Genomic DNA, 18,798 nt, shown 5'->3' on the forward strand with positions numbered 1-18,798 from the left:
TTCGGCTTGCGACCCGCGCGATGTTCGTTACGGGTCGCGCCACAAATGTGGATGAACGAGGAATTTTAATGAAACGGATGATGCTGGCCGGGACGGCCATGACGATGCTTGCCGGCTGCGCGACTGCGGACCGCCCAATGCCGGTCACCGCGGCGGCGGCCGTGCCGGCCGAAGCGGCGGCCGTGCCGCAGGCTCCGGCTATTCCAGTGCCGAACAATGTGCTGCTGGCCGACTGGACTGGCCCATACGAGGGCGTTCCGCCGTGGCACCTGGTCAAGCCCGAGCTGTTCCCGCAAGCCTTCCAATTCGGGATCGATGAGCGTCAGCGGGAAGTTCTCGCCATCGCCAACAACCCGGCTGCGCCGACGTTCGAGAATACCGTCGAGGGGCTGGAACGCTCCGGCGAGCGGCTGGACCGCGTCGAGGCCGTGTTCGGAGTCATGACCAGCAACACGACGACTCCGGCCTACCAGGCGCTCGAGAAGGAGTGGTCGCCCAAGCTCTCGGCCGCGTCCGACGAGATCATCCTCAACCCCGCCTTGTTCCAGCGGGTGAAGACGCTTTACGACAACAAGGCGTCGCTCGGGCTCGACGCCAAGCAGGACCGGCTGCTGACCCGCCTCTACGACAGCTTCGTTCGCCGCGGCGCCAACCTCAACGAGCAGCAGAAGAAGCAGCTTTCCACCTACAACCAGGAACTGGCGACTCTGTTCGCGACCTTCTCGGAGCGGGTGCTTGCCGATGAAAGCACCTACATCGACGCGACGGCCGCCGAGCTGAAAGGCGTGCCCGAGGACGTCAAGGCGTCGCTGGCCGCCGCCGCCAAGGAACGCGGCCGGCCCGCCGGGACCTTCTCGATCAAAAACACGCGTTCGGCGGTCGATCCCGTGCTGACCTTCGCCGACAACCGAAAGCTGCGCGAAAAGGTGTGGCGGGCGTTCGTCAACCGCGGTGACAACGGCGGCTCCAGCGACACCAACGAGCTCATCGCCAAGATCGTCAAGCTCCGCGCCGACCGCGCGAAGCTGCTCGGCTTCAAGCATCATGCCGAGTGGCGGATGCAGGACACGATGGCCAAGAACCCGGAGCGGGCTCTGGAGCTGATGAACCGGGTGTGGCCCGCGGCCGTCGCCCGCGTGAAGGAAGAGGTTCGCGACCAGCAGGCGACAGCGCGCAAGCTTGGCCATCGGATCACGATCGAGCCCTGGGACTACCGCTATTACCAGGAGAAGGTGAGGAAGGAGCGCTTCGACCTCAGCCAGGACGAGATCAAACCCTATTTCGCGCTCGACAACATGGTCGAGGCGATGTTCTGGTCCGCGGGCCGGCTCTACGACCTGGGCTTCAAGGAAAACACCGGGACCGTCCCCGTCTTCCACCCGGACGTCCGCACCTTCGAGGTGACGGACACCCGTAATGGCGAGGTCGTCGGCCTGTTCTACCTCGACAATTTCGCTCGCGAGGGCAAGCGCTCGGGCGCCTGGATGACCACCTATCGAAGCCGGGCGGGATTGCTCGGCGACAAGATCGTGCTCGCGTCCAACAACAACAATTTCAACAAGAGCGAGCCCGGCAAGCCGGTTCTGATCAGCCTCGACGATGCCGAGACGCTGTTCCACGAGTTCGGTCACGCGATCCATTACTTGCTGGTCGACGTGAAATATCCGAGCCTCGGCGGCTCGCAGCGCGATTTCGTCGAATATCCCAGCCAGGTGAACGAGAATTGGCTGCTGACCCCGCCGGTGCTGCAGCGCTTCGCCAAGCATCACCAGACCGGCCAGCCGATGCCGCAGAGCCTGGTCGACAAGATCCAGAAGGCGCAGACCTTCAACCAGGGCTTTGCGACCGTCGAATATCTGGCCGCCGCGCTGGTCGACATGATGCTCCACATGGACCCGAACGGGGTGATCAATCCCGACGCGTTCGAAAAGGCCGCGCTGGCCAAGATCGGAATGCCCAAGGAGATCGTCCTCCGGCACCGCTTGCCGCACTTCAATCACCTGTTCTCGTCCGACGCCTATTCGGCCGGTTATTATTCCTACCTGTGGTCCGAGACGATGGACGCCGACACCTGGGCGGCGTTCGAGGAGGCCGGCGACCCGTTCCACAAGCCGACCGCCGACCGATTCCGCCAGTATCTGCTTTCGACCGGCAACGAGACGGACCGGGCGGAAGCGTACCGCCAGTTCCGCGGCCGCGACCCCGACGTCAACGCCCTGCTCCGCAAGCGCGGCTTTCCAGTCGGCGGTGATCAATAGCGTGAACCCGGCGAGCCGAGGCGCGTTCTTTCGCCATGGCTCGCCTGCTTCATCTCTCGGACCTGCACTTCGGCGCCCACGACCCGCGGCTGGTCGAGGCGGTCGAGCAACGCATCCACGAGGAAAAGCCCGACCTGGTCGTGATCAGCGGCGACTTTACCCAGCGTGCGCGCACCGAGCAGTTCCGCGAGGCGTGCCAATTCCTCGATCGGCTGCGCGAGGCCGGGCATGACGTGCTCGGGGTGCCCGGCAACCACGACGTCCCGCTGTATGACGTGCTGCGGCGTTTCTTGTCGCCGCTGACCCGTTACAAGCGCTTCATCGACGACGAGCTGTGCCCGATGCACGAGCTTCGCGGAGCGACCGTGCTGGGCATCAACACCGCGCGCTCGCTGACGTTCAAGGACGGCAACATCAGCCACGAGCAGATGCGGTTCATCCGCGACACGTTCGAGCGCACCGATGCAAAGGCGATGCGGATCCTGGTCACCCACCACCCGCTGTTCGCGCTTCCGGTCGGCGATGGGCCCGAGCTTGGCAAGGCGATCGGCAGGCAGGAGCTGGCGCTCGACGCGATCGCCGACTGCGGGGTCGACCTGCTTCTCGCCGGCCACAACCACCGAGCGTCGGCGCACAATGCGCGCGACCTGGCGACCCGCGCCGGATCGTCGCTGGTCATCCAGGCGGGCACTGCAACCTCGGTCCGGCTGCGCGACGAGGAGCAAAGCTTCAACGAGATCGACATCGACGGCGAGAACGTCACCCTGACGGTCCAGTCGTGGGCCGGCGACAAGTTCGCGTCGGGCGATGCGCAGCGCTTCGTGCGCGAAGGCGACCATTGGCGGATCGCCGGCGCCGAGCTCAAGGTCGAACAAACCGCGCACTGAGCTTGTCGGCACGAACGCCGCTCGCCTACACGCCCTTCGATGGACAGCTCGTTCGACATCGACGATTTCGTCGCCCGCGTGTTGGCCGAGGATCTCGGCGAAGGTGGCGACGTCACCTCGAACGCCACCATTGCCGAGGACGCAAGATTCAGCGCCGTCATCAATTGCCGCGAAGCAATAGTTGTCGCCGGACTCGAGATTGCAGCCGCGTTCTTCCGGGCGCTCGACCGCGATGTTCGGGTCGACACGCTGGCCAGGGACGGCGACCGGGCACGGGCCGGAGCCGAGCTGATCCGGCTCGATGGGAATGCGCGGGCGATGCTGGCGGCCGAGCGGTCGGCGCTGAACACGCTGCAGCATCTGTCGGGGATCGCCACCCTCACGCGCCGCTATGTCGATGCCATCGCCGGCACCGGGGCGGTCCTGCTCGATACGCGCAAGACCCTTCCGGGCCTGCGAGTGCTCGACAAATATGCGGCCCGGATGGGCGGCGCCCAGAACCACCGGATGCGGCTCGACGACGGCATCCTGATCAAGGACAACCATGTCGCGCTGTGCGGCGGAGTCGCCGAAGCGGTGCGCTCCGCGAAGGCGGCGGACGTCGGTTTGCCGGTGCAGGTCGAGGTCGACCGGATCGACCAGATCGAACCCGCGCTCGCCGCCGGCGCCGACCGGCTGCTGCTCGACAACATGGATCCGGATCGCCTTCGCCGCGCGGTCGCGATGGTCGCCGGGCGGGTTCCGCTCGAGGCTTCGGGCGGAGTCGATCTCGACACCATCCGCGGCATTGCCGAGACCGGTGTCGACTATATCTCGCTCGGCCGCATCACCCAGTCGGCGCCCGCGGTCGACATCGGACTCGATTATTCGCTCGCCGAGCACGCCCAGTAGCGACCGCCCGCAACATGGATTTATTTAGCATCTGCCGCGTTGGACATTATATGGCGCCGAGGATTTAGGAGACTCCGTTTGTTCAAGGGCATCCAGCCCATCCTTTATGGCGGGCGCGAGGTCTGGCCGCTGGTCGAGGGCGGCAAGGGCGTCAGCGCCACCAATCACGCGAGCTCGGGTGCCTGGGCGGCGGCGGGCGGCGTCGGCACGGTCTCGGCGGTCAACGCCGACAGCTACGACCCCGAAGGCCGCATCATCCCCCAGGTCTATCACGGCATGACCCGCCGCGAGCGGCACGAGGAATTGATCCAGTACGGCATCGACGGCGCGGTCGCGCAGGTCGAGCGCGCCTATGAGATCGCCGACGGCAAGGGCGCCATCAACATCAACGTCTTGTGGGAAATGGGCGGAGCCCAGCGAATCCTGCATGGTGTCCTGGAGCGCACTCGCGGCAAGGTGGCGGGCGTCACCTGCGGCGCCGGAATGCCATACAAATTGTCCGAGATCGCCGCCTCCTACGGCGTCTATTACCTGCCGATCATCAGCTCGGGCCGGGCGTTTCGAGCGTTGTGGAAGCGGGCCTATTCCAAGGCGGCGGAGTGGCTCGGGGCGGTGGTCTACGAGGACCCGTGGCTGGCCGGCGGGCACAACGGCCTGTCGAACGCGGAGGACCCGCGCAAACCCCAGGACCCGTACCCGCGCGTCAAGGAGTTGCGCGAGACGATGCGCGAAGGCGGAATCCCCGACACGCTGCCGATCGTCATGGCCGGCGGCGTGTGGCGGCTCGACGAATGGGAAAACTGGATCGACAATCCCGAGCTCGGGCAGATCGTCTTCCAGTTCGGAACCCGCCCGCTGCTGACCCAGGAGAGCCCCATCCCGCCGGGCTGGAAGGCGCGGCTGATGACGCTGGAGGAGGGCGACATCCTGCTCCACCGCTTCAGTCCGACCGGCTTCTACTCATCGGCGGTGCGCACCCCGTTCCTGCGCAACCTAGAGGCGCGCAGCGAGCGTCAGATCGCGTTCACCAAAGAGCCGCTGGGCGACCACGCGTTCGAGCTCGACGTCGGGATCGGCACCAAGAAGGGCTATTGGGTCACCAAGGGCGATTTGCAGCACGCGCGCGAGTGGCATGCGGCCGGCTTGACCGAGGCGCTCAAGACGCCCGACGAGACTCTGGTGTTCGTCACTCCCGAGGAGAAGAAGACCATCCGCCGCGACCAGGCCGAATGCATGGGCTGCCTGTCGCAATGCGCCTTTTCCTCTTGGGCGGACAATGAGAAGAACAGCACCGGCCGCCTCGCCGACCCGCGCAGCTTCTGCATCCAGAAGACGCTTCAGGACATCGCCCACGGCGGGCCCGTCGACAAGAATTTGATGTTCGCCGGCCACTCCGCCTTCCGGTTCAAGAGCGACCCGTTCTACTCCAACGGCTTCGTTCCGACGGTGAAGCAACTGGTCGATCGAATCCTGACGGGAGCGTGATGCTTAAGCGGGGGCTGTTCGCGGCAGTATTGGTGGCGCTGGCGCTGCCTGCCGCGGCGCAGGACAAGCAGCCGCCGTACTGGGCGTCCATCGCCAGCGGCGAGGCCATGATGCGCACCGGGCCGGGCAAGAATTATCCGGGCATCTGGCTCTACAAGCGCCGCGACCTGCCGGTGCGGGTCGTCAAGACCTATCCCAATTGGCGGATGATCGAGGACCCCGACGGCGCGCGGGGCTGGATGCTGGTGACTCTGCTCAGCGACCAGCGCACCGCGATCGTCAAGCCGGGCGAGTCGCGGTCGATCCACCTCGAGCCGAACGAGCGCAGTCGGGTGCGCTACCGGGCCGAGCACGGAGTGGTGGGGCGGATCGACCGGTGCGCAAACGGCTGGTGCCGGATCCGGATCGGCAAGCGCGAAGGCTTCATTCGAACGGCCGACGTCTGGGGCGTCGCCGAGCGCGAGGTGGTGGACTAAACCAGCTCCACCGCCACGGCGGTCGCTTCGCCGCCGCCGATGCACAGGCTCGCGACTCCGCGCTTGCCGCCGGTCTGCTTGAGCGCGTTGACCAGAGTGACCAGGATTCGGGTGCCGCTGGCGCCGATCGGGTGGCCGAGCGCGGTCGCGCCGCCGTGGATGTTGATCTTCTCGTGCGGGATACCGAGGTCTTTCATCGCGAACATGGCGACGCAAGCGAACGCCTCGTTGACTTCCCACAGGTCGACGTCGCCGGTCTTCCAGCCCGCCTTGGCGAGCACTTTCTCGATGGCGCCGATCGGGGCGGTCGTAAACTTCGCCGGTTCCTGAGCGTGGGCGGCGGTGGCGACGATCCGGGCGACCGGCTCGAGGCCCTTGTCGCGGGCGGTGGATTCGCGGGTGAGGACGACCGCGGCGGCGCCGTCGGAAATCGACGAGGAAGTCGCGGCGGTGATCGTGCCCTCCTTCGAGAAGGCGGGCTTCAGCTGAGGGATCTTGTCCGGACGGCCACGGCCGGGAGCCTCGTCGGTGTCGACGATGGTCTCGCCCTTGCGGCCGGTGATGGTCACCGGGACGATTTCGTCGCCGAAGCCGCCATTGTCGACCGCATCCTTGGCCCGGCGCAGGCTCTCGATCGCATATTCGTCCATCTGCTCGCGGGTCAGCTGATATTCGTCGGCGGTGCACTGGGCGAAGCTGCCCATCGCGCGGCCTTGCTCATAGGCGTCCTCGAGCCCGTCGAGGAACATGTGGTCGTAGGCGGTGTCGTGGCCGATGCGCGCGCCCGAGCGGTGCTTCTTGAGCAGATAGGGCGCGTTGGTCATCGATTCCATGCCGCCGGCGATGATGAAGTCGGCGTTGCCCGCGGTCAGCGCCTCGTCGCCCATGATCACCGTCTGCATGCCCGACCCGCACACCTTGTTGACGGTGGTCGCCTGGACCGAGGTCGGAAGCCCGGCCTTGATCGCCGCCTGGCGCGCCGGCGCCTGGCCGAGCCCGGCGGGAAGCACGCAGCCCATGTAGATGCGGTCGATCGCGTCGCCCGCGACTCCCGCACGCTCGATCGCCGCCTTGACCGCGGTCGCTCCGAGATCGGTTGCCGAGGCGTCGGCAAGAGCGCCCTGCATCGCGCCCATCGGAGTGCGGGCGTAGGACAGGATGACGGTCGGGTCCGATGCTTGAGTGGCCATGGTCAAAGCTCCTTGTTCGTCATTGCGAGCGGAGCGAAGCAATCCATTTCCTTGCTCGGCTGGATTGCCGCGTCGCTGCGCTCCTCGCAATGACGGGTTCGGGATGCACATAGTGCCGCGGTGCGCCTTGTCCAAGGCTCGGGCGCAATGCTAGCGGCTTTGACCGACAGGAGAGCCCCACGATGTCCGATCCCGGCCTCGACTTCGACCTCGGCGAGATGGGCGAGGCGATCCGCGACACGACGCGGCGCTTCGCGGCCGACAAGATCGCCCCGATCGCCGCCGAGATCGACGAGAAGGACGAATTCCCGCGCCATTTGTGGCCGCAGATGGGCGAGCTCGGGCTGCACGGCATCACGGTCGAGGAGGAATGGGGCGGGCTCGGGCTCGGCTATCTCGAGCATGTCGTTGCCCAGGAGGAAGTGGCCCGGGCCTCGGCTTCGGTCGGCCTCAGCTACGGCGCCCACTCCAACCTGTGCGTCAACCAGATCCGCCGCTGGGGCAACGATGAGCAGAAGCGCAAATATCTGCCCAGGCTGATCAGCGGCGAGCATGTCGGCTCGCTGGCGATGAGCGAGGCCGGCGCCGGGTCGGATGTCATCGGGATGAAACTGAAGGCCGAGAAAAGCGGCAACGGCTACCGGCTCAACGGCACCAAATTCTGGATCACCAACGGCTCCGACGCCGATGTCCTGGTGGTCTACGCCAAGACCGGGCCCGGGGGCGGCAACCCCAGCAAAGGCATCACCACCTTCCTGATCGAAAAAGGCATGGACGGGTTCTCGACCGGCCAGAGCGTCGACAAGCTGGGCATGCGCGGGTCACCGACCAGCGAACTGGTGTTCGACGACTGCTTCGTTCCTCCCGAGAACGTGATGGGCGAGGAGAACGGCGGCGCGAAGGTGCTGATGAGCGGGCTCGATTACGAGCGCACGGTGCTCGCCGGGATCCAGATCGGGATCATGCAGGCGTGCCTCGACGTCGTGCTGCCTTATGTCCGCGAGCGCAAGCAGTTCGGCCAGCCGATCGGCAGCTTCCAGCTGATGCAGGCCAAGATCGCCGACATGTACGTCGCGCTGAATTCGGCTCGGGCCTATGTCTACCAGGTCGCCCGGGCGTGCGACGCAGGGCGAACGACGCGCTTCGACGCTGCCGGGGCGATCCTTCTGGCGAGCGAGAACGCGGTCAAGGTCGCGGGCGAAGCGATCCAGGCGCTGGGCGGGGCCGGCTATACCAAGGACTGGCCGGTCGAGCGCTATTTCCGCGACGCCAAGCTGCTCGATATCGGCGCCGGCACCAACGAGATCCGGCGAATGCTGATCGGCCGCGAATTGATCGGGGCATGAGCGCGCCGCGGATCGACACCAAGGTCTCCCTCGACGGCGAGGAGTTCAAGGCGCGCGCCAAGCATAATCGCTCGCTCGCCGAGAAGCTTCGCGCCGACGTTGCCCGGGCGGCGCTCGGCGGGACCCAGAAGCACCGCGACCGCCATGCCGAGCGCGGCAAATTGCTTCCTCGGACTCGCGTCGAGCGGCTGCTGGACCCGGGCTCGCCGTTCCTCGAGATCGGCCAGCTCGCGGCGTTCGACCTGTACGACGGCGAAGTGCCGGGCGCGGGGATGATCGCCGGCATCGGCCGGGTCGCGGGCCGGCAGGCGATGATCGTCGCCAACGACGCAACGGTCAAAGGCGGCACCTATTATCCGCTGACGGTCAAGAAGCATCTGCGGGCTCAGGAGATCGCCGAGGCCAACCGGCTGCCGTGCATCTATCTGGTCGACTCCGGCGGCGCCAATCTGCCGCACCAGGCCGAGGTGTTCCCCGACCGCGACCATTTCGGGCGGATCTTCTTCAACCAGGCCAACATGAGCGCCAAGGGCATCGCCCAGATCGCCTGCGTGATGGGCAGCTGCACCGCCGGCGGCGCCTACGTGCCGGCGATGAGCGACGAGAGCGTCATCGTCCGCAACCAGGGCACGATCTTCCTCGCCGGGCCGCCGCTGGTGAAAGCCGCGACCGGCGAGGAAATCTCGAGCGAGGACCTCGGCGGCGGTGACCTGCATGCGCGCAAATCGGGGGTCGTCGACCATCTCGCCGATAACGACGAGCATGCGCTGACCATCGTCCGCGACATCGTCTCGCACCTCGGCTCGGAACGTGGCGCCGAGATCGAGGCGCGCGAGCCGCGCCCGCCGCTGCACGCCGCCGAGGAGCTGTACGGGCTGATCCCGGAGGACGTTCGCGAGCCCTATGACGTGCGCGAGCTGATCGCTCGGCTGGTCGACGGGTCCGAACTGCACGAGTTCAAGCCCTTGTTCGGCTCGACCCTGATCACGGGGTTCGCCCACATCTGGGGGATTCCGGTCGCGATCCTCGCCAACAACGGCGTCCTGTTCTCCGAAAGCGCGGTCAAGGGCGCGCATTTCATCGAGCTCGCCTGCCAGCGTCGGATCCCGCTGCTGTTCCTGCAGAACATCTCGGGCTTCATGGTCGGCGGCAAATATGAGGCGGAGGGCATCGCCAAGCATGGCGCCAAGCTGGTCACCGCGGTGGCGACCGCGCAGGTGCCCAAGATCACGGTCCTGATCGGCGGCAGCTTCGGCGCCGGCAATTACGGAATGGCCGGACGCGCCTACAGCCCGCGCTTCCTGTTCACCTGGCCCAACAGCCGGATCAGCGTGATGGGCGGCGAGCAGGCGGCCTCGGTGCTCGCCACCGTCCACCGCGACGCCGACAAATGGACGCCCGAACAGGCCGAGGCCTTCAAGGCTCCGATCCGCGAGGATTACGAGGCGCAGGGCAACCCCTGGCACGCGACCTCGCGGCTGTGGGACGACGGCATCATCGATCCAGTCCAGACCCGCGACGTCCTTGGCCTGGCGTTCGCCGCCTGCCTCAACGCGCCGATCCCCGAGCGCGCGCAGTTCGGCGTGTTCCGGATGTGAATGGCGAAGGTACGGGCCGACCAGTTGCTCGTCGCTCGAGGGCTGGCTGACAGCCGGACCCGGGCGCAGGCTTTGATCCTCGCCGGGAGCGTGTTTTCCGGTGACCGGCGCGTCGCCAAGGCCGGCGACCTGCTCGCCGAGGACGCACCGCTGGAGGTCAAGGGCCGCGATCATCCGTGGGTGTCGCGGGGCGGGGTCAAGCTCGACCACGGGGTGACGCATTTCGGCTTCGACGTCGCCGGTGCGGTGGCGCTCGATATCGGCTCGTCGACCGGCGGCTTCACCGACGTGCTCCTGAGCCGCGGCGCGGCCAAGGTTTATGCGGTCGACGTCGGCACCAACCAGCTGGCCTGGAAGCTTCGCCAGGACCCGCGGGTGGTGGTCCACGAGCAGGTCAACGCGCGCTACCTCGACGAGTCGGTCGTCCCGGAGCCGGTCGATGTGGTCGTTTGCGACGCCAGCTTTATCGGGCTGTCCAAGGTGCTTGGCCCCGCGCTCGGGCTCGCCAGGCCGGGCGCCAGGCTGGTGGCGCTGGTCAAGCCTCAGTTCGAGGCGGGGCGAGAGGAAGTCGGCAAGGGCGGGGTGGTGCGCGACCAAAATGTCCGCCGCCGCGTTTGCGACCAGGCGGCGGACTGGGTCGCGTCGCAGGGCTGGACCGTGCTCGGCATCGCCGAGAGCCCGATCACCGGGCCCGAAGGCAATGTCGAATATCTCCTCGGCGCGGTGAAAGACTAACCCGCGTTTCAAGGCGAGGGGGCACTGGCGGTTGCGGCCCCGGCACCCTATCTGGCGCGCAACGGGACGATCATCCCGAGGGAGACCAGTGATGCAGTCCGAGAACCGCCTGTTCGACGACCTGGTGAAGATGGTGAACGGCGTCGCCGGCACCATGGCCGGGGCCGGCCGCGAAGCCGAGGGCGCGATGCGCGAGCGGATGCGCGAGTGGATCGGCGGCGTGGATTTCGTCGGCCGCGACGAGTTCGAGGCGGTCAAAGCGATGGCCGCCGCGGCGCGTGACGAGAATGAGATCCTCAAAAGCCGGATCGCCGCGCTCGAGGCCAAGGTCGCCGGGCCGGCGGCCGGGACCGCCAAGGCCAGGCGCGGGCCCGGTCCGGGCGCGAAACCGAAACCGGAGGCTCGGCCCTGAGCGAGACCGACGAGCAGGAAGAGCGCGACGAGCGCGACGATGGGGCTCCGATCGAGGTACTCGAGCAGTATTTCGACGCCCGCGGCTGGGCGTGCGAGCGCTCGGGGGAAGGGGAGATCGTCGCCTCGGCGACCGGCAGCTGGGCGCAATATGAGCTTCGCGGCGTCTGGCGCCCCGAGGACCAGGTGCTGCAGTTCCTCGCTTTCCCCGACATCAAGGTCGCGGTCGAAAAGCGCGCCGCGATCTACGAGGCCCTGGGGCTGATCAACGAGCAATTGTGGCTCGGCCATTTCGAGATGTGGTCGGGCTCCGGGCTGATCGTCTTCCGTCACGCGACCATCCTCGACGCGCGCGAAGGCGACGGCCTCAGCCTCGAGCAGGCCGAAGCCATCACCGAGGCCGCAATGGAGGAATGCGAGCGCTTCTACCCGGTGTTCCAGTTCGTCCTGTGGGGCGGGAAATCGCCGGGCGAGGCGATCGCCGCAGCGCTGATCGACACGCATGGGGAAGCCTGACGTGGTCGCCCTTCCCACCCCCAGCTGGTTCGTCGGCTGCGGCAACATGGCCGGGGCGATGGTCGAAGGCTGGCGCTCGGGCGGAGTCGATTTGTCGGGTGCGGTCGCGATCCGGCCGAGCGGCGAGCCGGTCGAAGGCGTTCGGACCGTGAAATCGATGGGTGAAGCTGGCGAGCCGCCGAAGCTCGCCGTCCTCGGCTTCAAGCCCCAGAAGCTCGACGAGGTCGCGCCCGAGTTCGCCCGGCTGCTGACCGAGGAGACCGTGGTCGTGTCCATCCTCGCTGGAGTCGAGGCGGCGACCCTGCGCACCCGCTTCCTGCGGGCCCGCTCGATTGTCCGCGCGGCGCCCAATTTGCCCGTCTCGATCCGCCGCGGAGTGATCGCGCTCTACAGCGACGACGCCGAGGATTCGCTGCGTACGCAGCTGTCCGAGCTTGCGGCGATGCTCGGCTATGCGGTGTGGACGAACAGCGAAGCGACGTTGGCGGCGATCGGCTCGGTCGCCGGGGCTGGCCCCGCCTATGCCGCGCGCTTCATCGCCGCGCTCGCCAAGGCCGGACAGCGGCGCGGGCTGCCGGATTCACTGGCCGCCACGATCGCGCTCGAGACCGTGCTCGGGACCGCCTGGCTCGGCGCGGCGAGCCGCGAGCCGATGGACGGGATCGCCCGCCGCGTCGCCAGCCCGAACGGCACCACCGAGGCCGGGCTTGCCGTCCTCGATCCGCATCTCGACAATCTGATTGCCGCGACCATCGACGCCGCCGCCCGTCGCAGCGCCGAGCTCGCCGAGGAAGCCGCCGACCGGTCGAGTTGATTCCACCTGACCGCTGTCTTACGCCGCTTGGCTCAACAGGGAATTTGCATGGCCGAGCAGCGCAGCTTCGACGATCGCGACGGGTGGATCTGGTTCGACGGCAAGCTCGTCCCTTGGCGCGAGGCCAATGCCCATGTCCTGACCCACGCACTGCATTACGCGAGCAGCGTGTTCGAGGGCCAGCGGGCGTACAACGGCGAGATCTTCAAGCTCAACGAGCACAGCCGGAGGCTGCACGAGAGCGCGAAAATCCTCGGCTTCGAGATCCCGTGGAGCGTCGCTGAGGTGGACTCGGCGTGCAAGGAAGTCCTCAAGGCCAACAAGCTGGTCGACGCCTATATGCGTCCGGTCGCCTGGCGCGGATCGGAGCAGATGGGGGTGACCGCCCGCGGCACCAAGCCGCATCTCGCCATCGCCGCTTGGGAATGGGGCAAATATTTCGACCCGGCCTTGGCCGAGAACGGCATCCGCCTCGACATTGCGCGTTATCGCCGCCCCGCGCCCTACACCGCCCCGGTCCATTCGAAGGCCGCCGGGCTGTACATGATCTGCACTCTGTCGCGGCAGCAGGCGGAAAGCCGCGGCTTCGACGACGCATTGATGCTCGACTGGCGCGGCCAGGTGGCCGAGGCGACCGGCGCCAATGTGTTTTTCGTCCGCGACGGGGCGCTTCACACTCCGAGCCCCGACTGCTTCCTCGACGGGATCACCCGGCGCACGGTGATGGACCTTGCCCGGAACCGCGGAGTCGAGGTGGTCGAGCGGGCGATCTGGCCCGAGGAGCTCGAGAGCTTCGAGCAGATGTTCCTGACCGGAAGCGCCGCCGAAGTGACGTTCGTGCAGTCGGCGGGCCCGTGGAGCTTCGCGGTCGGCGACCTGTCGCGTGCACTTGCCCGGGATTACGACGACACGGTCAACGGGCGCATTGCAAACAGCTGACGGGCACCACCAGCCCTTTTCTCATCGCTTTCCGAGGGTATAAGCGCCATCTCTCCCGCATGACGGGCTCGCCTGCTGGGGCGTCGCCAAGTGGTAAGGCACCGGTTTTTGGTACCGGCATTCGCAGGTTCGAATCCTGCCGCCCCAGCCAGTACTTCGCTCGATTTCAGCTTCCCCTTTGCAGGACGGGACCTCTAGCTGTGGTGATCAGAGCGTCGCGGCCTTCATTGCTGAAACAAACTCAACCACTCGTTTACAAGGTTCAGTTTCCAAGGTTAGCCGCACGACGGCGGTTCCGCTGATTGCGCCCGCGGCCCCGGCCGCCAAGGTCGCCCGCACATGTTCTGGACGCGAGATTCCGAAGCCGAATATTGGTGGAGGCCCTCCGGCGTCACTTATGCGGGCGGGAAGGGCCGATTCGAAGCGCGCGTCAGCATGGACGCCGGTAACCCCCGTCCGGCTCACGCAATAGGTGAAGGCCTTTGTCAAACGAGTGATTGCTTGCAGCGTCTCAGCTGGTGTGTTGGCGGCTGCGATCAGCACGGGCTCGATGCCGGCTTCCTGCAAGTCGCACGTCCAGGGCTGCGCTTCGCGCGCCGGGACATCGGCGACCAGCAAACTGTCCGTTCCGGCCGACGCGGCGGCTTTCATGAAGTCTAGGCGGCCGCGCGCCACGACGAGATTGGCATAAGTCAGGATGCCGATGGGGATGTCCGGGTGTCGCTCGCGCAAGCCCGCGATCAGCTCAAAGCAGTCATCTACTCGAACCCCCGCATCCAGCGCCCGCCTGGCGGCCGCCTGGATCACCGGCCCGTCGGCGATCGGATCGGAAAACGGAATTCCGACTTCGACCATGTCGGCGCCGCCTTCGACTAGCGCATCCAGCAATCCGGCGCTGGTCTCAAGGTCCGGGTCGCCAAGCATCAAGAACGCTCCGAACGCGCCTTCGCCGCGCTGGCTCAGCCGTTCAAACATCGCGGAGTAGCGGCTCACGCCGATGGCCCAAGCAGCCGCTCCGCTTGAGCGACATCCTTGTCGCCGCGTCCCGACAGGCCGACGAGCAACACGGCATCGGGGCGCTCGCCAGCGATCTTCAGCGCGTGGGCGAGCGCATGGGCGGATTCGAACGCGCACAGGATCCCCTCATTGGTCGCGAGCGCCTTGAAAGCGGCAAGCGCTTCCTGGTCGGTGGCGCCGACATATCGAGCGCGTCCGCTGTCCATCAGGTGCGCATGTTCGGGACCGACCGCGGGATAGTCGAGCCCGGCCGAGACCGACCAGGTGTCGGTGATCTGCCCTTCATCGTCCTGGAGAAGGTAGGTCTCGGCGCCGTGCAGGATTCCGGGTCGGCCACGCAGCAGGGTTGCCGCATGCTCTGCTCCATCGAGTCCCCGGCCGGCGGCCTCGACGCCAATCAGCTCCACGCGATCGGCAAGGAAATCGGCGAACAGTCCGATCGCGTTCGATCCTCCGCCAACGCAGGCGATCACCGAATCCGGCAGGCGGCCTAGCTGCTCGAGGATCTGCGCCTTCGCTTCGCGGCCGATGACCCGCTGGAACTCCCGCACCATGGTCGGGAACGGGTGGGGCCCAGCCGCCGTGCCGAGCAAATAGTGCGTGTCTTCGAAGCTCGCCGACCAATCGCGGAGGGCCTCGTTGATCGCGTCCTTCAGCGTCCGGCCGCCGCTCTCCACGGCGACGACTTGCGCGCCCATGAGGCGCATTCGAAAGACGTTGAGGGCCTGCCGCTCGACGTCCTGGGCGCCCATGTAGATCATGGTCTCGAACCCGAGCAAAGCGCCCGCCATTGCCGTCGCAACGCCATGCTGCCCGGCGCCGGTTTCGGCGATCAGTCGGGACTTGCCCATGCGCCTAGCAAGCAGGCCCTGGCCGAGCACCTGGTTGGTCTTGTGCGCGCCGCCATGAAGCAGGTCTTCCCGCTTCAGATAAATGGTTCCCGGCAGGTTGCGGCAGCGAGTCAGCGGTGTCGGGCGGCCAGCATAACTGGCCAGCAGAGCAGCAAGCTGTGTCTGGAATTCGCCGTCTTCCTGCGCATCAAGGAACGCCGCTTCGAGCTGCTCGAGCGCCGGCATGAGGATTTCCGGAACATAAGCGCCGCCGAACCGGCCGAACCTCCCGTCTAGGCGCACGCGCGGAGCCGTTCGCGGCACGGTGGGCGCAATGCCTCGAAGAGTGAGTGGATCTTCTCCGGCGACTTTACGCCTGGCATGCTGTCGAGCGACGAGCCGACGTCGAGAGCGTAGCCGCCGAGCGCGGCGGCCGCCCGAGCGTTACCTGGGCCAATCCCGCCAGCGACGAGCGCCTTCGGCAGGCCTGGATGATGCCGCACCTGATCCCAGTCGAAGGTGCGCCCCGTGCCCCCGTCGCCGTTGTCGAACACCAAGCGGTCTCCGGACCGTTCGGGCAGTGGCTGGCGCCCGGCGCTGATGGCGGTCCAGATTTCGCAGGACCCCGGGAGATGTGGTCGCAGATCGCGAACATAGTCGTCGTCCTCGCGCCCGTGGAGCTGCACCGCGTGCAGCTTTAGCGTCGCCGCGACTTCCCCGACGGCCGGGACTGGTGAGTCTCGGAAGACTCCGACCGGCAGGACTCCGAAGCTGCGCGCGAGAGCCGCGAGCGGAGCCGCTTCCTGCGCAGTGACGTGGCGCGGCGTGCCTGGCACGAACACGAACCCCACGAAAGCCGCGGCCCGGCCAGCCTCGATGTCCTGTTTTGTACGTAGGCCGCAGAGCTTCACTCGGCCGAACACCAGATTGCGCGCCGCTTGGGCCGGGCTCGGCGATCGCATCAAAGAGCTGCCGACCAGGAACCCATTCACGTGGCCCGAGAGCCGGTCGACATCGCCGCGGCCAGTGATGCCGGACTCGCTGACGAGCAAGTGCTCGGGCGCGAGCCGGGCAAGCCGTTCGGTGGTCGACAGATCGATCGACAGGTCGCGAAGGTCCCGATTGTTGATTCCGATCAGCGGCACTCGCAGCGCCAATGCGCGCCGCATTTCCGCTTCGTCGTGGACCTCGACCAGGACCTCCATGCCGAGGCGGTGCGCCTCGTCGATGATCTCGTGAGCCCGCGCGTCATCGAGCAGCGACAGCATGACGAGCACAGCGTCGGCGCCGGCCAGGCGCGCCTCCGCAACCTGCCGCCGGTCGATGAAGAAGTCCTTGGCGAGAATCGGACCCTCGAATTCCGACCGCGCGGCCGACAGGTCCGCGATCGAGCCGCCGAAAAACTCATTGTCCGTTAGAACGCTGAGGGCATCGCCGACGCCGCAGTAGCTCCGGGCGAGCGCGTTCGCATCGGCTCCAAGGCGGATCGCACCCTCCGATGGAGATGCCTTTTTGATCTCCAGGATGAAGGACGATCCCGGCTTTGCGATCGCTTCAGCCAGGCTGCGCCTCGTCGGCGTCGCGTGGCTCCGCAATCCGTCCAGCGAGACCCCGTCAAAGCGGCTCGTGAGCTCCCGCTTTTTAGCCCGGGCAATCTCACCGAGCACGCCCGCCGGCTCAGTCATTGGTGGCTTCGATGAAGTCGCGCAGCAGCCGATGCGCGGATCCGAAGCTGATCGCATCGCGGGCGAGGTCGACGCCTTCGCGAAGGTCGGCTGCCTTGCCGGCAGTCATCAGCAACGCGCCGGCGTTGATCGCGACGACCGCTGCGTCCGCCTCGCCACCGCGGCCGGCGAGCAAAGCGGAGAGGCGCTCCCCATTTTCCTGCGGAGTCCCGCCGACAATCCGTTCGACGGGGAAGCGCGGCAAACCGGCCTGCTCGGGCGTAATCTCGATCTCGCAAAGTTCTCCACCGGACAGCAGCACCGCGCTCGTCGGGCCGTGCAGCGCGACCTCATCGAGGCCCGAGCCGTGGACAACGAGTGCCCGCCCGATGCCCAGTGCCTGCAGAGTCTCGGCGATCGGCCTCAGCAGCCTCGGATCGGCGACTCCGAGCAGCTGAACGGGTGGCCGGGCCGGGTTCAGGCACGGCCCGAGCGAGTTCATGATGGTCCGCACCTTGAGCGCCCGGCGGACCGGACCCGCATGCGCGATCCCGGGGTGGTAGAGCGGCGCGAGCAGGAAACAGAAGCCGGTCTCGTCCAGCGTCTTGCGCGACTTCTCCGGGCTGATGTCCAGCCTCGCTCCGAGCGCTTCCAGAACATCGGCCGATCCGCATTTCGAGGTGAAGGACCGGTTGCCATGCTTGACGATCGGCAGCCCGCAAGCCGCCGCGACCATGCCGGCTGCGGTCGAGACATTGATCGATCCCGAGAAGTCCCCACCGGTCCCGCAGCTGTCGGCGAACTGCGTTTCGGGGCGCGGAAAGGGCCTTGCCGCAGCACGCAGGGCCTGAGCCGCACCGATCAGCTCTTCGGAGGTTTCGCCCTTCACTCGAAGCGCGACGAACGCTGCCGCCATCAGCGGCTCTGAAAGGCGGCCTTCGACGATTTCGGAGAACAGCTGCCGGCTGGCGGCGCGGTCGAGGTCGCGGCCATCGAGCAAGTGGGCAATGGCTTGCTCAGCCTGGCTGTTCGCAGGCGCCGGGGCGGAGTCCGCCCCCCGCTGGATAGGTAGAATCTGGGTCATGATTTTTCCTGAAACAAAAAAGCCCGCCAAGAGGCGGGCGGGCAGTCGACGATCGTGGGCCTAGACGATCAGTCGCGCCATCGCGCCGCATGAGAAAAACCGCGCCACCAAAGGTGGACGGCCGAAGCTGCGGCGATGGCTTTCAGGTGCATCATCAGTTGCTTGGTAGATAAGCGGGGGGACCCGGTCAAGCTTCTGGCGCCGAACGACGCCGTAAAGATAGGTCGCCAAGGTTCGTTCCCGTTGCGCAACTGCTCGTTCAACCCGCATGGATAGAGAAAGTGCCCTAGCGGGGATCGGCCCTGGATGCGGCCGCCCCTGGGGTGCTCGGGAGCATACCAGCCAGTTTTTCGTTGCATTAGAAACGCAGGACAGGAGGAAACAATGCTTGGTATTATTCTTTGGCTGATCGTCGGCGGCGTGGTGGGCTGGTTGGCCAGCATGATCATGCGAACGGATGCGCAGCAGGGCATCCTGCTCAATATCGTGGTGGGCATCGTCGGCGCATTCCTTGCCGGGCTGATCGTCGGCGGCGGCTCGATCAACGACCAGATCACTCTTGAAAGCTTCCTCTGGTCGCTCCTTGGAGCCGTCGTCTTGCTGGCGATCGTCAATCTCGTCCGCCGCGGCAGTGTGCGCTGACGGCCAAGGAGTAGC

At 66.7% G+C, this 18,798-nt stretch carries 18 protein-coding genes and 1 tRNA gene; 14 read left to right on the forward strand and 5 right to left on the reverse strand.

The genetic code is table 11. From position 1 onward, the window contains the following. Positions 1-68 precede the first annotated feature (68 nt). From H0T81_RS06015 to H0T81_RS06035, 5 genes are all read left to right on the forward strand, one after another. Complete coding sequence (locus tag H0T81_RS06015; protein WP_294010911.1) at positions 69-2,258, forward strand: M3 family metallopeptidase; 2,190 nt, start codon at positions 69-71, stop codon at positions 2,256-2,258. Positions 2,259-2,293: 35 nt separating this feature from the next. After that, positions 2,294-3,145 carry a metallophosphoesterase gene (locus H0T81_RS06020; RefSeq protein WP_294010913.1) on the forward strand — a complete coding sequence of 284 codons (852 nt, stop codon included), beginning with the start codon at positions 2,294-2,296 and terminating at the stop codon, positions 3,143-3,145. 39 nt (positions 3,146-3,184) lie between these two features. Beyond that, complete coding sequence (nadC, locus tag H0T81_RS06025) at positions 3,185-4,036, forward strand: carboxylating nicotinate-nucleotide diphosphorylase (RefSeq protein ID WP_294010915.1); 852 nt, start codon at positions 3,185-3,187, stop codon at positions 4,034-4,036. Positions 4,037-4,114: 78 nt separating this feature from the next. Next, on the forward strand, positions 4,115-5,521 hold the full coding sequence (locus H0T81_RS06030; RefSeq protein WP_294010917.1) for a nitronate monooxygenase: 1,407 nt from the start codon (positions 4,115-4,117) through the stop codon (positions 5,519-5,521). Then, positions 5,521-5,997: an SH3 domain-containing protein gene (locus tag H0T81_RS06035; protein WP_294010919.1), complete on the forward strand. Its 477-nt coding sequence runs from the start codon at positions 5,521-5,523 to the stop codon at positions 5,995-5,997. The genes H0T81_RS06030 and H0T81_RS06035 overlap by 1 nt, the downstream gene beginning before the upstream one ends. Here the strand turns inward: H0T81_RS06035 and H0T81_RS06040 are convergent. Beyond that, on the reverse strand, positions 5,994-7,187 hold the full coding sequence (locus tag H0T81_RS06040; protein ID WP_294010921.1) for an acetyl-CoA C-acyltransferase: 1,194 nt from the start codon (positions 7,185-7,187) through the stop codon (positions 5,994-5,996). The two genes, H0T81_RS06035 and H0T81_RS06040, sit on opposite strands and share 4 nt — an antisense overlap. A 182-nt stretch (positions 7,188-7,369) precedes the next feature. Here H0T81_RS06040 and H0T81_RS06045 point away from each other — a divergent pair, with 182 nt between their 5' ends. From H0T81_RS06045 to H0T81_RS06080, 8 genes are all read left to right on the forward strand, one after another. Continuing rightward, positions 7,370-8,533, forward strand: a complete 1,164-nt coding sequence (locus H0T81_RS06045) for an isovaleryl-CoA dehydrogenase (RefSeq protein WP_294010923.1) — start codon at positions 7,370-7,372, stop codon at positions 8,531-8,533. Then, complete coding sequence (locus tag H0T81_RS06050; RefSeq protein ID WP_294010926.1) at positions 8,530-10,131, forward strand: carboxyl transferase domain-containing protein; 1,602 nt, start codon at positions 8,530-8,532, stop codon at positions 10,129-10,131. Before H0T81_RS06045 ends, H0T81_RS06050 begins: the two co-directional genes overlap by 4 nt. Further along, a complete protein-coding gene (locus H0T81_RS06055; protein ID WP_294010928.1) occupies positions 10,132-10,866 on the forward strand; it encodes a TlyA family RNA methyltransferase in 735 nt (244 codons plus the stop codon). 91 nt (positions 10,867-10,957) lie between these two features. After that, complete coding sequence (locus H0T81_RS06060; protein WP_294010930.1) at positions 10,958-11,278, forward strand: accessory factor UbiK family protein; 321 nt, start codon at positions 10,958-10,960, stop codon at positions 11,276-11,278. Then, positions 11,275-11,793, forward strand: coding sequence for a YbjN domain-containing protein (locus H0T81_RS06065; RefSeq protein WP_294011097.1), 519 nt, complete (start codon positions 11,275-11,277; stop codon positions 11,791-11,793). The genes H0T81_RS06060 and H0T81_RS06065 overlap by 4 nt, the downstream gene beginning before the upstream one ends. Before the next feature lies 1 nt (position 11,794). Next, complete coding sequence (locus H0T81_RS06070) at positions 11,795-12,607, forward strand: pyrroline-5-carboxylate reductase dimerization domain-containing protein (protein ID WP_294010932.1); 813 nt, start codon at positions 11,795-11,797, stop codon at positions 12,605-12,607. 48 nt (positions 12,608-12,655) lie between these two features. Next, positions 12,656-13,546: a branched-chain amino acid aminotransferase gene (locus H0T81_RS06075; protein WP_294010934.1), complete on the forward strand. Its 891-nt coding sequence runs from the start codon at positions 12,656-12,658 to the stop codon at positions 13,544-13,546. Positions 13,547-13,622: 76 nt separating this feature from the next. Continuing rightward, positions 13,623-13,697, forward strand: a tRNA-Gln gene (locus H0T81_RS06080). Between the two features lie 56 nt (positions 13,698-13,753). Here the strand turns inward: H0T81_RS06080 and trpA are convergent. Genes trpA through trpD form a run of 4 tightly spaced genes read right to left on the reverse strand, consistent with a single transcriptional unit; the run spans position 13,754 to position 18,141 of the window. Beyond that, a complete protein-coding gene (gene trpA / locus H0T81_RS06085; protein ID WP_294010936.1) occupies positions 13,754-14,521 on the reverse strand; it encodes a tryptophan synthase subunit alpha in 768 nt (255 codons plus the stop codon). A gap of 14 nt (positions 14,522-14,535) precedes the next feature. Further along, positions 14,536-15,696: a tryptophan synthase subunit beta gene (trpB, locus tag H0T81_RS06090; protein ID WP_294010938.1), complete on the reverse strand. Its 1,161-nt coding sequence runs from the start codon at positions 15,694-15,696 to the stop codon at positions 14,536-14,538. Continuing rightward, positions 15,687-17,078 (reverse strand): bifunctional indole-3-glycerol-phosphate synthase TrpC/phosphoribosylanthranilate isomerase TrpF, encoded by a 1,392-nt coding sequence (gene trpCF / locus H0T81_RS06095; protein WP_294010940.1) that lies wholly within the window; start codon positions 17,076-17,078, stop codon positions 15,687-15,689. Before trpCF ends, trpB begins: the two co-directional genes overlap by 10 nt. After that, complete coding sequence (gene trpD, locus H0T81_RS06100) at positions 17,071-18,141, reverse strand: anthranilate phosphoribosyltransferase (RefSeq protein WP_294010942.1); 1,071 nt, start codon at positions 18,139-18,141, stop codon at positions 17,071-17,073. Before trpD ends, trpCF begins: the two co-directional genes overlap by 8 nt. A 384-nt stretch (positions 18,142-18,525) precedes the next feature. On the opposite strand from trpD, the gene H0T81_RS06105 reads away from it, so the two are divergent. Then, on the forward strand, positions 18,526-18,783 hold the full coding sequence (locus H0T81_RS06105; protein WP_294010944.1) for a GlsB/YeaQ/YmgE family stress response membrane protein: 258 nt from the start codon (positions 18,526-18,528) through the stop codon (positions 18,781-18,783). The last annotated feature ends 15 nt before the right edge of the window (positions 18,784-18,798 follow it).

This window comes from Sphingomonas sp. (genome assembly GCF_013812825.1).
GTDB lineage: Bacteria > Pseudomonadota > Alphaproteobacteria > Sphingomonadales > Sphingomonadaceae > Sphingomicrobium.

Coding starts and splice junctions, on each gene's coding strand:
- nadC (WP_294010915.1), top strand. CDS start 3,185: ATGGACAGCTCGTTCGACATCGACGATTTCGTCGCCCGCGTGTTGGCC.
- H0T81_RS06045 (WP_294010923.1), top strand. CDS start 7,370: ATGTCCGATCCCGGCCTCGACTTCGACCTCGGCGAGATGGGCGAGGCG.
- H0T81_RS06035 (WP_294010919.1), top strand. CDS start 5,521: ATGCTTAAGCGGGGGCTGTTCGCGGCAGTATTGGTGGCGCTGGCGCTG.
- H0T81_RS06015 (WP_294010911.1), top strand. CDS start 69: ATGAAACGGATGATGCTGGCCGGGACGGCCATGACGATGCTTGCCGGC.
- H0T81_RS06040 (WP_294010921.1), bottom strand. CDS start 7,187: ATGGCCACTCAAGCATCGGACCCGACCGTCATCCTGTCCTACGCCCGC.
- H0T81_RS06075 (WP_294010934.1), top strand. CDS start 12,656: ATGGCCGAGCAGCGCAGCTTCGACGATCGCGACGGGTGGATCTGGTTC.
- trpA (WP_294010936.1), bottom strand. CDS start 14,521: ATGTTTGAACGGCTGAGCCAGCGCGGCGAAGGCGCGTTCGGAGCGTTC.
- H0T81_RS06060 (WP_294010930.1), top strand. CDS start 10,958: ATGCAGTCCGAGAACCGCCTGTTCGACGACCTGGTGAAGATGGTGAAC.
- H0T81_RS06105 (WP_294010944.1), top strand. CDS start 18,526: ATGCTTGGTATTATTCTTTGGCTGATCGTCGGCGGCGTGGTGGGCTGG.
- H0T81_RS06020 (WP_294010913.1), top strand. CDS start 2,294: ATGGCTCGCCTGCTTCATCTCTCGGACCTGCACTTCGGCGCCCACGAC.
- H0T81_RS06055 (WP_294010928.1), top strand. CDS start 10,132: ATGGCGAAGGTACGGGCCGACCAGTTGCTCGTCGCTCGAGGGCTGGCT.
- H0T81_RS06050 (WP_294010926.1), top strand. CDS start 8,530: ATGAGCGCGCCGCGGATCGACACCAAGGTCTCCCTCGACGGCGAGGAG.
- trpCF (WP_294010940.1), bottom strand. CDS start 17,078: ATGACTGAGCCGGCGGGCGTGCTCGGTGAGATTGCCCGGGCTAAAAAG.
- trpD (WP_294010942.1), bottom strand. CDS start 18,141: ATGACCCAGATTCTACCTATCCAGCGGGGGGCGGACTCCGCCCCGGCG.